The organism is Haematomicrobium sanguinis DSM 21259, assembly GCF_000688395.1.
Classification (GTDB): Bacteria; Actinomycetota; Actinomycetes; order Actinomycetales; family Micrococcaceae; genus Haematomicrobium; species Haematomicrobium sanguinis.
Map to the genome: position 1 here is coordinate 139,832 of NZ_JIAG01000006.1, position 12,967 is coordinate 152,798.

A 12,967-nucleotide genomic window follows, 5' to 3' on the forward strand; every position below is an offset into this window, starting at 1 on the left:
ACTAACGACACGCGGTGAGCTCTAGCAACCGCGCAGTTCCTTGCTGTGCCGCGACCCGGACACCGGGAGCGCTCGTGCCGACAACGTCGTCCAAGCCCGCAATGGTATTCCGATTACCGTGCACGCCCTGTTGCCCGAAGTCCAGCGCCCAGTAGGCACCGGTATCGCGCACCGCGTTACACACTTGCGTGTTGTAGGCCGCCTCATCCCACTGGGTGAGCAGCAACTCCTCGTCAGTGCTGCGCTTTCCAAAGATGTGCGGCGCGATGGTGCGGCGGTCGCCCAGCGCAAAAACCAAGGATCCGCCCATCCATGGGTCGGCAACAACCGCCTCGTTTTCCGGCACAATGTCATCCACCTGTTTCAGGATGGCCATTTCATCTGTCGTGACAAGACGGGACTGCGACGTGAGCGCGAACGCGTCTGCAATCTTTCGCTCCGCTTGCGAGAGGGAACTGTTCTGTAATAAGACGCAAAGCGCTAGACCACATACCAGCAGTACCGCTACTTGTGCGCTGGCGAACCGCGACGTAGTGCGGACTCCTGGCACCCGTCGCCACGCGGACGTTGCCTGTTGCGCGAGCCACACGATGCCATAGGTGGCCAACGGAATTGTCGCAAGCGGGAGTAGGGCTGCAAGTCGAGGACTGTCCGAGTACCAGATGCCAGAGAAAAAGAGCCGGAATTCTTCGCGGGGAAAGCTGGATGTCACCACAAAGAGAAAAACACCGACGAGGAAGAATCCGATGAGCGGCCATTTGGTGCGGAAGTTTCGAACGGCGGCAAAGATGCCGACGAGTGTGAGCGCGAGTAGCGGTACGGACGTCGCGGCCCCCAGCGGGGCGCTGGAGAGAGCCTCTCCGAAAGCTTGAGCCGGAGTTTGAACCGGCGGCCAAGTGTCGGCTCCTTCGGGGCGCAGCACCGTTGCTGCGAAATATGTTGCAATCAAGTACACTACGACGCCGAGACAACTCACCGAGATCATGGCCGTCGCACGCGGGGTGCCCCAATACTTCCGCACTCTCTGGACGCCCCAGGCAAAGACGAGCGGGACCGCGAAGAAAAGGAGTGCCATGACTGCGCTCGGGTGTGTAAGTGCCACACCCGGAAGCGTCGCCACGAGAGCTACGAGCGCGAGAATGCGGGATTTCCGGCGTGTGCGCGACAGGCCGAGCGCCTCGACCGTAAGGGCGAGTAATACCGGCAGCATCGCAAACGCGGCGTGGTTCGGGTAGAGCACGCCAAAGGACGCCAGCAAATACGGGAAGGAGGAGAAGGCCATGCTGAGCAGGCCCGCGCCGAGGAAGACAACCTTGGATTCGCCCAGGAGTTTAGTGGTCAGCAAGATCATGCCAAGCGGCCAAGCAATCGAAGCCATCACAACGGTTGTGGCATTGATGACCTCGGGAACACTGAATCCTCCCGTCATGCCAATCAATGCCATGGAGTCGTGAAGCGCAGCGGGGTACAGGCCAGCGGATGTTTCGGTGAGGTTGCCGAGTTTTAAGGTGGATCCCTGACCGGTCTCCATGATGAACTTGACGGCGTTGAGATGAAAAATGTCGTCAAAGGTTTGTGAGATATTCTGCGGATTTCCGATCCCTCGCAGATAGCGAAAGGCGATGAGGGCCATAGGAATGAGAAAGGCGCCCAATAACACCAAAGCCGAGAGAAGTTTAGGCCGCCGGTACGCGACCTTAAAGTCATTGGAGCCCATTGTCGCGCCGTTCCCGCGCCGCCTTAGGATTCTGCGCGTAACCCAGCCAAGGGCAAACACCACGGCGACAAGAACAGCAGAGACGCTGAAGAAAATGGTCGGGCTAAGGGGGAGACCCACAAATCCAAGCGCGATCGCAAGTACCCCCGACACGCCCAACGAAAGCGGGATAGCCAGGGCCAGCGAGTTCAGCCATCGCGCGCCCGCAGCCACTGCGATCAGGAATCCCGGCAGGAATAAAACCGCCAGAGCGGTCACGAATAGCGGTATCGAGCCAAGCCAAATGATCACGGGCACATCCGATTAAGTCTGGAAACGTCTGAATGGTCGCCGCGCGCACAAGGTCAAGCCACTATTCAGGAGGTACCCTTCAGGGTATCAATTCAGTGATGACATTGGGTGCGGACCGTTAGCCAATGCGGAGATTGCCCTGTGCGATAATGGCCAAGTGAGTCGAACGTGGTTTGTGGTGCCGGTTTATAACGAGGCAGAGGTCGTGGGGGAGGTCATCCGCAAACTCCGGGAGCAGTTCCCGTATGTGGTGTGCGTTGACGACGGAAGTACCGATGGATCGCAACAAGAGTGCGCCAAGGCAGGCGCCGTCGTGGTGCAGCACCCGATCAACCTCGGCCAAGGCGCCGCTTTGCAAACAGGGTTCGATTACGCCTTGCAGGACCCCGAGATGACATCGGTAGTGACTTTTGATGCCGACGGACAGCACCGCATAGTCGACGCAAGCGCCATGATTGACATCATCGATCGAGGCGAAGCCGACCTGGTGCTAGGCTCACGATTCCTGGACGACCGGACACAAGTGAGTTCCATGAAGCGACTCGTATTGCGGACGGCTGCGCTCCAGTCCAGATTGTCCACCGGCATGAACCTGACCGATGCGCACAATGGCCTGCGCGCTATTGGCCGAAATGTACTGGAACAGATCCACTTGAAGCAAAACCGAATGGCGCACGCCTCAGAGCTGGTCCATCAATTTGCATCCATCAAGCCCACGTGGGTCGAATACCCCGTGGAAATCCTGTACACGGATTACTCCAAGTCAAAGGGGCAGTCATTGCTCAACGGCGTCAACATTTTGACCGATTTGTTTGTGAAGTGAACCCATGATTGTCGTAGTACAGATACTGCTGGTTATTGCCGTTCTGGTTTTCTCCCTGATCCTATTGCGAGACAGCGGCAGCGATAAGCGGATGGCTATTCGCCGCATCCTTGTTTTGATCTTTGCGGTCGTGGCCATCGTGTCGATCTTCTTCCCGGATATCTTGACCCAAATTGCAAATTTTGTCGGGATTGGACGCGGAACCGACCTCGTTCTTTACGGCCTTGTCGTCACATTTTTGGTCTACATGGCGACAACTCACCAGCGCTTCAAGCAAACCGAATCCATGATTACCCGCCTCGCTCGGCGTATCGCCATTGATGAAGCGGAATCCCCGCGAGAGGCTCACGCTCGCATTACCGGCGAGACCCGTGAGTGAGCCGGTAGAGCTAGGCGCTATCGAAGGAAGTGGAACACCGGCTACGGTATCCGCCTCGCATGCCCTGAAGCTGACGGTATCTTCGGTCATCGCCGGTGTCGCAGGAATCGTTTTACTTTTTGTCGTGGCACGGTCAATTTCGGCCGATGAATACGCACAATTCATGCTTTACTGGTCGCTGTTGTTCTCGCTTTTCGGGCTGCTGACGGGCCTGCAACACGAAGCGAACCGCGCCGTCAGCTATACCCACATGCGGCCTCCCGTTACCGCTTCTGGCTTTAAACCCGTGCGAGTCATACCTGCGTCCTTGATGATAGGCGGGGTCGTGGCGTTGGCCATTATCGCCATCGGACTTGCTACGGCGGTCATTGGGCACACGGGGGATCCGGGTGCTTTGTGGAGCACCGTGGTCATTATTGGCACCCTCGCGATAGCGGCGATTCTCTATGCCGGACAAGCGGCGCTCAGCGGGGCTGTTGCCGGACAGGCGTCATGGGGTGTGCTGGCTGGAATTATCGGTGCTGATGCCATCATCCGCTCGATAGCGGTCCTCATGGTCGTGATTGTTGGTGGCTCGCTTTTGGGCATCGAAGTAGCAAGCGCGGCTGGCGTGCTCACCTGGTTGGTCTTTTTGGCCTTCAGTCCGCAGGCACGCGCCGGCGCTCGGAGTACGGGCGACGTCGATACCAGACGGTATCTTCGCAATGCCGCGCTAACCATGGTGTCTGCCGCTTCCACGACAATTCTGATGGTCGGTTTTCCCATCCTGTTGCGCGTCACCACACCTCAAGAGATCTACACTGGGCTGGGCGGATTATTGCTTGCGATTTCGCTCACCCGCGCGCCCATCATGATGCCGTTGCTGGCCCTGCAATCAGTGGCGCTGAGGTTCTTCGTCTCCACGGCAGCCACTGCACGCAAGGCGCATGTACTAATACCGGTCATGGCGCTTTTGGGCGTTGGCGTCCTCGGTGCGCTCGGCGCATACCTTATCGGACCGTGGCTGCTGTCGCTGTTTAACCCAGAGTTCGTAGTGTCGCCTTGGACACTGGCTTTGCTCACGTTTGCGGCCGCGATCTTTGCGATTTTGACTTTGACAGGGACCGCAAATGTGTCCCTCAACAAGCACGGTGGCTTTGTCGCCGGTTGGGTCACCGCCACCGTGATAGCGCTCGGCGTACTCTTGCTCCCGGCGGACGCCGACGTGAGAACAGTCCTGGCTCTCTTGGTGGGCCCATCAGTAGGAATATTCGTGCATTTGGTATCGCTGTGGAGGCGCTCCAGCAGATAAGATCAGCGGGCGGCCCGACCAGCGGCTAAGCCTTGAGTAGGTTCGTGAGGTAACGGCCGTAACCGCTCTTCATCAGGGGTGTTGCTCGTTCCACAAGTTCTTCGTCGCTCAGCAAACCGGTGCGCCACGCAATCTCTTCGGGGACCCCGATCTTGAGTCCCTGCCGGTTCTCCACCGTCCGTACAAAGTTGGACGCGTCGTTGAGGTCACCAAACGTGCCAGTGTCCAACCATGCGGTGCCACGCGGCAGAATCGAAACCTGAAGTTTTCCTTCGTCCAAGTACAGGCGATTCAGGTCGGTAATCTCCAACTCGCCGCGGGCCGATGGCTTGAGATCCCGGGCAAGTTCTACCACGCGATTATCGTAAAAGTACAAACCCGGTACCGCATAGTGGCTCTTGGGTTGTTCAGGTTTTTCTTCCAAGGATTGAGCAACGCCATCGGCGTCAAAACTGACCACGCCGTACGCGCTCGGGTCGCTGACCCAGTAACCAAATACCGCGGCACCCTCGAGATCACGATAGTGACGCAACTGTGTGCCCATACCAGGACCATAGAAAATGTTGTCACCCAAGATGAGCGCGACATTCTCGTCACCAATATGGTCCTCGCCAAGAATAAACGCCTGAGCCAGTCCGTCCGGCGAGTCCTGAATGGTGTAGCTCAACGAGATTCCGAACTGGCTTCCGTCGCCCAACAGACGCTTGAACTGCTCATTGTCATGCGGCGTCGTAATGATCAGGATCTCGGTGATCCCAGCCAACATCAAGGTCGACAACGGGTAGTAAATCATTGGTTTGTCATACACCGGCATGAGTTGCTTGCTCACGCCAAGGGTAATGGGGTGGAGCCGAGACCCCGTGCCTCCGGCAAGAATAATTCCGCGCATTCCAGCCACCTTTCCGCTCACCACAGCGCGATTCGTACGAGCCGAGGTATTTTTTGCCAATTCCGAGACTTCACCATGGCGGGGAGCTTGCTCAAGAGCGCAACCCGAGAGGTCCAGTGCAGCCGTGCAGCGCGAGCCGCTCTCTTCCAGCCACGTTCAGCAAACGTGGTCGCCATAGTTCTAAAGTAGTTGCTTTCTTCTGCGTAGCGCCGCAAATCGGCAGCTTGTACCGATGAGACGGACTCGCCATGACGCCGATACTGGAAAACAACGTCATTGCCTACCTGAAGCGAACCGCCGCCCAAAACCACGTCCATGGTCAAGGCGAGGTCTTGCACAATCTCAAACCCTTCGCGGAAGCGATGTCCTTGCATTGCGGTTCGCCGCCAGGCCAGCGAGGGGAAATAGAGCCAATTCCCGCTCATGAGGGATGTAGCGAGGTTTTCTCCACTCAGCACCGAGGTTCCGCTGCTTTTGAGCGCCTGAGTGCGGAGCCGAGCCTTGATGCGGTCACCCAGCGGAGCCGCGAGATTGCCCTCGCTGTCAATGACCTCGACGCCGGGTTGAATAATACTGGCCTCGGTACCGGCGGCCAGTTCTAGGACCTTCTCGACGTAGTTTGGTTTCATCACGTCGTCGCCGCCCATGATGACGATCCAGTCGCGTTGCGCATGGTCGAGCGCCTGCTGAAAATTTGCGAGAATTCCCACATTTTCGGCATGCCGGTGATACGTCACACTCTCGTTCTGGCTCGCAATGCGGGAGAAGAGCTCCCGCGCAGCGGGGTCCGGGTAGGCGTCGTCAAGAATGGTGAGGTGAAAATCGGAGGACGTTTGCGCAAGCACCGAATCCACAGCGCGTTTGGCGTACGCCACATCGCCATAGAAGGGCATCATGATGTCAATCGACACGAAGAGAGCCGCCTTTCGCCGCGGGAGGTGTCCACCCAGGCGATTTTAGTAGTCAGGAAAGTGTCAACGCTAGCACGGCACACCGTGCCAGAGAGCTCGGGAGATCAGTAAGCTTGTTGACATGCGCAATATCCTCGTCACCGGCGGCGCCGGGTTCATTGGTTCGAATTTTGTCCACTACGCGGTCAAGAACACCGACCTGAATATCACTGTTCTGGACAAACTCACCTATGCGGGCAGCCTTACCACGCTTGAGGGCCTCCCCGAAGATCGGGTGACATTCGTGAAGGGCGATATTGCCGACGCGGACCTTGTGGATACGCTCGCCAAAGACACCGACGCGATCGTTCACTACGCAGCCGAATCGCACAACGACAATTCTTTGCGAGACCCGCGCCCCTTCTTGGACACCAACATTATCGGCACCTACACGCTGATCGAGGCGGCCCGGAAGCACGGAAAACGCTTCCACCACATTTCCACGGATGAGGTCTGCGGCGACCTTGAACTCGACGACCCGGCACGCTTCACCGAAAACACCCCGTACAACCCGTCCAGCCCCTACTCGTCAACCAAGGCCGGCTCAGACCTGCTCGTACGCGCCTGGGTCCGCTCCTTTGGCCTCAATGCCACCATTAGCAACTGCTCCAATAACTACGGGCCGTTCCAGCACATCGAAAAGTTCATCCCGCGCCAAATCACTAACGTTTTGGACGGCCGCCGCCCCAAACTCTATGGCGAGGGCAAAAACGTTCGGGACTGGATTCACGCCGATGACCACTCCAGCGCCGTCCTCACCATCCTGGATAAGGGCGTCACCGGGGAGACCTACCTCATCGGCGCGGACGGCGAGGTCGACAATAAGAGCGTCGTGGAACGCATCCTGACAGCACTCGGCCAACCAGAAGACGCCTACGACCTCGTCAAGGATCGCCCGGGGCATGACATGCGCTACGCCATCGACTCCACCAAGCTGCGTGAAGAACTGGGCTGGCACCCCAGCTACGGCAACTTTGACGAGGGCCTGGCGGCAACCATCGAGTGGTACCGGGCACACGAAGACTGGTGGCGCCCCTTGAAGGATCAGGTGGAACGCAACTACCAGGAACAGGGTCAGTAAACCGTGAAAGAACTTCGCGTCACCCCCACGCCCATTGACGGTCTCCTTGTCCTGGACCTCCCCGTCCCGGAGGACAACCGCGGCTGGTTCAAGGAAAACTGGCAACGCGCCAAAATGACGGCGCTTGGCCTGCCGGACTTTGGTCCCGTGCAGAACAACATTTCCTTCAACGCCAAGCGCGGCGCAACCCGCGGTATCCACGCCGAACCGTGGGACAAGTACGTCTCCGTTGCGACCGGGCGGATTTTCGGTGCGTGGGTCGATCTGCGCGAGGGCCCTGGCTTCGGCACCGTCTTCACCACCGAGGTAGGTCCGGATACTGCGGTCTTTGTGCCCCGTGGAGTCGGCAACGCGTTCCAAACCCTGGAGGATGGAACCGCATACACATACCTAGTCAACGCGCACTGGTCGCCCGATGCAACCTACACCTTTCTGAACCTTGCCGATGAGACCGCGAACATTCAGTGGCCTATTCCCTTGGAGGATGCCGAACTGTCGGAGAAGGACAAGGCGCATCCCCGGCTGAGCGACGTGATCCCGATGGCGCCGCTCAAAACGCTGGTGATCGGCGCCAACGGCCAACTGGGCCGTGCCTTGCAAAAAATGTACGACGGCGATGCCTCCGTGGACTTCGTGTCTCGCCTTGAATTGGACCTGAGTGATACCAAAGCCCTCCAGGGCTTTGGTTGGGAAAGGTATGGCACGGTTATTAACGCGGCCGCCTACACTGCCGTGGATACCGCGGAAACCCCGCTGGGACGCAAGGACGCGTGGGAAAGCAATGCACGCGCCGTCGTACATCTTGCCAGTATGGCCAATGTTCACCGCTTCACGCTGGTGCACGTTTCCAGCGACTATGTTTTTGACGGCACCGAAGAGGTCCACAGTGAGGAGGAAGCGCTCTCGCCGCTCGGAGTATACGGGCAGTCAAAGGCGGCGGGCGACCTGGCCGCACTCGCCGCCGAACGGCACTACATCGTCCGCACGTCTTGGGTGATTGGCGAGGGGAAGAACTTTGTTGACACCATGGCGTCGTTGGCCGAGCGCGGGATTGATCCCGCCGTGGTGGATGATCAAATCGGGCGGCTGAGTTTCACCGAGGACATCGCCGGCGCGATTCGCCACCTTCTGGATGCGCGCGCGCCATATGGAATCTACAACGTGAGCAACTCGGGGCCGGCCATAAGTTGGGCGGACATTGCGCGCTCCGTTTTCGAATTGACCGGCGCGGACCCGCAGCGGGTGAGCGGGGTGAGCACCGCCGACTATTTCGCCGACAAGCCGGACGCCGCACCGCGCCCGAAGTACAGTACTCTTGACTTGGCCAAGATCACCGCCACCGGTTATGAGCCTGTCGATGCGGCGCAACGTCTGCGCGAGCACCTGCGCCGCGGTTAAATCTTCCCCCACGAGAAAGCCCCACCCCATGCACAAACTTTCGTTGCCGCGAAGGCGCGCTGTCATCACTGCCGCCACTCTTGGACTGCTCGGGGGCGGCCTCGCAAGCGCCCGGGCCGACGAGTCCGGTCCGCAAGTAGATCCCGGGTACTACGATCGTTTGAATTCTGGCGTGCTGGGCCCGGTCAGCGCCTATGCGCTCATCACCGCGGACAGTTTCTTCGCCAAGTACAACGGGAAGTACGTGGATGTGGACGGTGCACCGGCCTACAACAAATACCAGTGCTGGGATGTGTTTGAGGCGTACTCGCGGGAAGTAGTGGGCAAGGCCGGCATCAGCACCGCATATGGACCGCACCCGTGGTACGCGATCGCCCTGTGGGACGGGTATGCCCAAAACGGTGCGAGTTCCGTGTACAGCAAGGTCTCGGCAACTTCCGCGCCGCGCAAGGGCGACGTGGCGATTTGGCAGTGGGGTTCGCGGGTCGCCCCCTACTCGCACGTGGCCATTGTCGCGGCCGATCAAGGCAGCAGCATCAAAACCTTCGGGCAGAACGCGCCCAATGGCGCCCCGGCAAGCTATTTCACCCTGCCGAAAGAGGGCCTCGCCGGATATCTTCGCCGCAAGACCGTCTACACGTTGCGTGGAGCCATCGGCGCACGCTACTACGCCGATGGCGGTGCCGCGGTGTACGGGCAGCCGCTCAGCAACGAAATCGTGCTGCGCGATGGCGGCTGCTACCAAAAGTTTGAGAAGACCCGGATCTTTTGGAAGTCATCGACCGGCGCGTGGAGTGTGCGCGGCGCCATCTACAACAAGTGGCGCGCCTATGGCGGGGAGAACGGACGCATCGGCTACCCCACCGGAGGCATGTATAAGAACTCCAAGGGCGTCACATACCAAGGCTTCGAGGGCGCGGTCATCTACTGGACCTCGACCAAAGGCGCCTGGATTTCCTACCGGTAGCAATCTGGCACGACAAAGTTATCCACAATTTTGTCTCAACCGTCTGGCGCCGTGGCGCTCCCTCTCGTAGTCTGAACACCACTAAGTGCACCCTTCCAACGAGGGAAGCGTGCCGAAGTGGAACAGTTGGGGGAACTGTCTATGGACGCAGTGGCGATCGTGGAGGAAGAAGTCCGCGAACTCATCCGCCGCCAGGGCCTGGATCCGACCACGCAAGTGGCCGAGGTGCGTCGGCTCATCAACGCTGCTGTCAATGACTACGATGACCGCGCGCTCCGTTCCCCACTGCCGCCGCTGGGCCAGCGAGATGTCGCCCAACAACTGCTCTTTGACGCCGTCTCGGGTTTCGGGCCCATCCAACCGCTCCTGGACGATGACGCCGTAGAGGAAATCTGGATCAACTCGCCAGAGCAAATATTTGTGAGTCGCAGCGGCGACAGCGAGTTAACGTCCTTGAGGCTGACCGAGCAGCAAGTGCGGGATTTAGTGGAAAAGATGCTCAAGTCCTCGGGGCGCAGGCTGGATCTGAGTTCGCCGTTTGTGGATGCCACGTTGCCCGATGGTTCGCGGCTACACGTAGTGATTCCCGACATTACTCGCAAGCACTGGGCGGTGAACATTAGAAAGTTCATCGTGCGGGCAAACCGGCTTGAACATCTCGTGGATTTGGGCTCTCTCACACCCGCGGCGGCGCACTTTCTGGCCACTGCGGTGGCCAGCGGACTCAATATCTTGGTGTCCGGGGCCACCCAGGCGGGCAAGACCACCATGTTGAACTGCCTCGCCTCCAGCATCCGACCCCGCGAGAGGGTCGTCACCATTGAGGAAGTTTTTGAGCTTCAAATTCCACTACGTGACGTCGTCGCGCTGCAGTGCCGACAAATGAACTTGGAGGGTGCCGGCGAGATCCCCATGCGCCGGCTCGTCAAAGAAGCTCTGCGCATGCGGCCGGAGCGGATCATCGTCGGCGAGGTCCGTGAGGCCGAAAGCTTGGATATGATTATCGCCCTCAATAGCGGGTTGGCGGGCATGTGCACCATCCACGCCAACAGCGCCCAAGACGCGGTGACCAAGCTGTGTACTCTTCCGCTTCTGGCTGGCAGCAACATTTCCAGCTCGTTTGTGGTCCCCACCGTCGCGTCCTGCATCGACCTGGTGGTGCACTGCGAACGCGACGAAAAGGGGCGGCGACGAGTGGGCGAGATTCTCGCCCTTGGCCGCCGGGTAGAGAACGGCGTCATTGAAACCTCGCCCATCTTCCGCACCGTTGACGGGCAGCTCAAGCTCACGGCCACCTCGATGCCCTTTGATGAAAAGTTCCGCAAGAACGGCGTGAACATGGCACGGCTCATGGGGGCTATCTCATGAGCGTACTCTTGGGAGCGTTGCTCGGCGCGGGGGTACTGCTCGTGTGGTGGTCCTTTTGGCCGTCCGCGCCGCGCGGCAAAAAACGGGCACGTTCCTGGCTTACCGAGAATCTCAACCAGGCAGGAATCGATCGGGTTAAACCAGCCCAGGTGATCGCGAGCTGTATCGGCGTCGGGGTGTTCCTCTTCCTGCTTGTCTACCTGATTTCAAGATCCCTGCCCATAGCCCTGTGCTTCCTGATCTTCGGCTCCTGGTTACCCATTACTCTCATCCGATACCGGGCCAGGAAGCGTCAAGCGGTCTTGCGAAACCTGTGGCCGGACGTCGTGGACCATTTGCGCTCGGCCATTCGCGCCGGAATGTCTCTGCCGGAGTCGCTTGCGCAATTGGGGGACAAGGGGCCAGAAGAACTGCGCCCGGTGTTCCAGGATTTTGCCGCCGATTACCGTTCCACCGGCAACTTTGACCTCACGCTGAACCGGCTCAAGGTGCGGCTTTCGGACCCGGTCGCAGACCGCATAATCGAAGCGCTGCGACTCGCCCGAGAAGTCGGTGGCACCGACCTCGGCAAGCTTTTGGGCACCCTAGGGGATTTTCTGAGAGAGACCACGCGCACCCGGCGGGAACTCGAGGCCAGACAATCCTGGACGGTCAATGCCGCACGCCTCGCGGTCGCGGCCCCGTGGATTGTTCTCCTTCTGCTCTCCACCCAACCGCAGGCCGTGCGCGCCTACAACTCTCCAGCCGGGGTCGCGATTTTGCTCGGCGGGCTCCTTGTCTCCTTCATCTGTTATCGCTTGATGTTGCGCATCGGCGCTCTTCCAGAGGAAACCCGGGTGCTCAAGTGAGTACCGAAGCGATCCTTGCCATTGCCGTGGGACTAGTAGCCGGAGTCGGTCTAGTGCTCATTGCCCGCTACGTTCCGTTCGCCCGCAAACGCAGCTTCGCAGAGCGGATATCGACCCAGCTCTCTAGCGCAGACACCGGATCTCGATTACTCAATCCCGGTGCTAATCCCATCACGCCCTTCGGTTCTCTGGAACGAATTGCGGGCCCCATCATTCGGGACGGCGTGTCCCGCCTCAATCGCCTTTTACCCGTTTCCGCGACGATCAAGATTCGGCTCAACCGAGCCGGGGCGAGCAAAAGCGTCAATGATTTTCGTGCCGAACAAATCATGTGGTCCATCACCGGACTCGCCGGGGCAATCCTGCTCGTGATCTACCTTATTGGGCAGGGGACCGGCAACCTCGTGGTGTATATCCTTCTCATCGCGGCGCTACCGACGATCGCCTTCCTGACCCGCGACTACGCGCTGACCCGCCAGGTTGCCCGGCGCGAGCGGCGCATGCTCGAGGAGTTCCCGGCACTCGCAGAAATGATTGCCCTGGCCGTGGGGGCAGGGGAATCCGCAACCGGCGCGGTGGAACGGGTATGCCGCAGCGCCGATGGCGAACTCGTCCGCGAATTCGAGAACGTTTTGGTGGCCACCCGCTCTGGCGTCCCGCTCCTCGCGGCCCTCCAGAACATGTCCAACCGCGTCCAGGTCACACCGCTGGTGCGATTTGTCGACGGCATCACCGTCGCTGTCGAGCGCGGAACCCCGCTCGCCGACGTGATTCGCGCCCAAGCGCAAGACGTCCGCGATCTCGCGAAACAAGAGCTCATGGAGTCGGCCGGCCGCAAGGAGATCGGCATGATGGTTCCCCTGGTTTTCGGCGTCCTCCCGCTCACCATCATCTTTGCAGCCTTCCCCGGCCTGACACTTTTGCAGATCGGCCTCAACTAGAACTCGTCACCGATGACCTCAACA

General features: G+C 59.5%; 12 protein-coding genes. 9 read left to right on the forward strand and 3 right to left on the reverse strand.

All coding sequences use genetic code 11. The features are described from left to right. Window position 1: 1 nt before the first annotated feature. A complete protein-coding gene (locus tag O148_RS0107105) occupies window positions 2-2,008 on the reverse strand; it encodes a DUF6541 family protein (RefSeq protein ID WP_026530358.1) in 2,007 nt (668 codons plus the stop codon). A gap of 157 nt (window positions 2,009-2,165) precedes the next feature. Between O148_RS0107105 and O148_RS0107110 the strand changes: the two genes are divergently transcribed. The 3 genes from O148_RS0107110 to O148_RS0107120 are packed head-to-tail and all read left to right on the forward strand — an operon-like array spanning window position 2,166 to window position 4,501. Beyond that, on the forward strand, window positions 2,166-2,831 hold the full coding sequence (locus O148_RS0107110; protein ID WP_026530359.1) for a glycosyltransferase family 2 protein: 666 nt from the start codon (window positions 2,166-2,168) through the stop codon (window positions 2,829-2,831). A gap of 4 nt (window positions 2,832-2,835) precedes the next feature. Next, on the forward strand, window positions 2,836-3,210 hold the full coding sequence (locus O148_RS0107115; protein WP_026530360.1) for a DUF2304 domain-containing protein: 375 nt from the start codon (window positions 2,836-2,838) through the stop codon (window positions 3,208-3,210). Next, entirely contained in the window at window positions 3,203-4,501 is a 1,299-nt protein-coding gene (locus tag O148_RS0107120) for a hypothetical protein (RefSeq protein WP_157374554.1), read from the forward strand. Before O148_RS0107115 ends, O148_RS0107120 begins: the two co-directional genes overlap by 8 nt. 25 nt (window positions 4,502-4,526) lie before the next feature. Here the strand turns inward: O148_RS0107120 and rfbA are convergent, their stop codons facing one another. Together rfbA and O148_RS0107130 are read right to left on the reverse strand one after the other, a co-directional pair. Next, window positions 4,527-5,390 carry a glucose-1-phosphate thymidylyltransferase RfbA gene (rfbA, locus tag O148_RS0107125; RefSeq protein ID WP_026530362.1) on the reverse strand — a complete coding sequence of 288 codons (864 nt, stop codon included), beginning with the start codon at window positions 5,388-5,390 and terminating at the stop codon, window positions 4,527-4,529. A gap of 17 nt (window positions 5,391-5,407) precedes the next feature. Then, window positions 5,408-6,301, reverse strand: a complete 894-nt coding sequence (locus O148_RS0107130) for a glycosyltransferase family 2 protein (RefSeq protein ID WP_075204312.1) — start codon at window positions 6,299-6,301, stop codon at window positions 5,408-5,410. A gap of 121 nt (window positions 6,302-6,422) precedes the next feature. On the opposite strand from O148_RS0107130, the gene rfbB reads away from it, so the two are divergent. From rfbB to O148_RS0107160, 6 genes are all read left to right on the forward strand, one after another. After that, window positions 6,423-7,421: a dTDP-glucose 4,6-dehydratase gene (rfbB, locus tag O148_RS0107135; RefSeq protein ID WP_026530364.1), complete on the forward strand. Its 999-nt coding sequence runs from the start codon at window positions 6,423-6,425 to the stop codon at window positions 7,419-7,421. Window positions 7,422-7,424: 3 nt separating this feature from the next. Continuing rightward, on the forward strand, window positions 7,425-8,819 hold the full coding sequence (locus O148_RS0107140) for a sugar nucleotide-binding protein (protein WP_026530365.1): 1,395 nt from the start codon (window positions 7,425-7,427) through the stop codon (window positions 8,817-8,819). 28 nt (window positions 8,820-8,847) lie between these two features. Then, window positions 8,848-9,786 carry a CHAP domain-containing protein gene (locus O148_RS17055; RefSeq protein ID WP_026530366.1) on the forward strand — a complete coding sequence of 313 codons (939 nt, stop codon included), beginning with the start codon at window positions 8,848-8,850 and terminating at the stop codon, window positions 9,784-9,786. A gap of 141 nt (window positions 9,787-9,927) precedes the next feature. Further along, window positions 9,928-11,154 (forward strand): TadA family conjugal transfer-associated ATPase, encoded by a 1,227-nt coding sequence (locus tag O148_RS0107150; protein ID WP_026530367.1) that lies wholly within the window; start codon window positions 9,928-9,930, stop codon window positions 11,152-11,154. Then, window positions 11,151-12,002 carry a type II secretion system F family protein gene (locus O148_RS0107155; protein ID WP_026530368.1) on the forward strand — a complete coding sequence of 284 codons (852 nt, stop codon included), beginning with the start codon at window positions 11,151-11,153 and terminating at the stop codon, window positions 12,000-12,002. Before O148_RS0107150 ends, O148_RS0107155 begins: the two co-directional genes overlap by 4 nt. Beyond that, entirely contained in the window at window positions 11,999-12,943 is a 945-nt protein-coding gene (locus tag O148_RS0107160; RefSeq protein ID WP_026530369.1) for a type II secretion system F family protein, read from the forward strand. The genes O148_RS0107155 and O148_RS0107160 overlap by 4 nt, the downstream gene beginning before the upstream one ends. Window positions 12,944-12,967: the final 24 nt, after the last annotated feature.

What these genes read in the sequence shown, in the direction of transcription:
- O148_RS0107115 (WP_026530360.1), top strand. Translation starts at nt 2,836, where the DNA reads ATGATTGTCGTAGTACAGATACTGCTGGTTATTGCCGTTCTGGTTTTC.
- rfbA (WP_026530362.1), bottom strand. Translation starts at nt 5,390, where the DNA reads ATGCGCGGAATTATTCTTGCCGGAGGCACGGGGTCTCGGCTCCACCCC.
- rfbB (WP_026530364.1), top strand. Translation starts at nt 6,423, where the DNA reads ATGCGCAATATCCTCGTCACCGGCGGCGCCGGGTTCATTGGTTCGAAT.
- O148_RS17055 (WP_026530366.1), top strand. Translation starts at nt 8,848, where the DNA reads ATGCACAAACTTTCGTTGCCGCGAAGGCGCGCTGTCATCACTGCCGCC.
- O148_RS0107150 (WP_026530367.1), top strand. Translation starts at nt 9,928, where the DNA reads ATGGACGCAGTGGCGATCGTGGAGGAAGAAGTCCGCGAACTCATCCGC.
- O148_RS0107155 (WP_026530368.1), top strand. Translation starts at nt 11,151, where the DNA reads ATGAGCGTACTCTTGGGAGCGTTGCTCGGCGCGGGGGTACTGCTCGTG.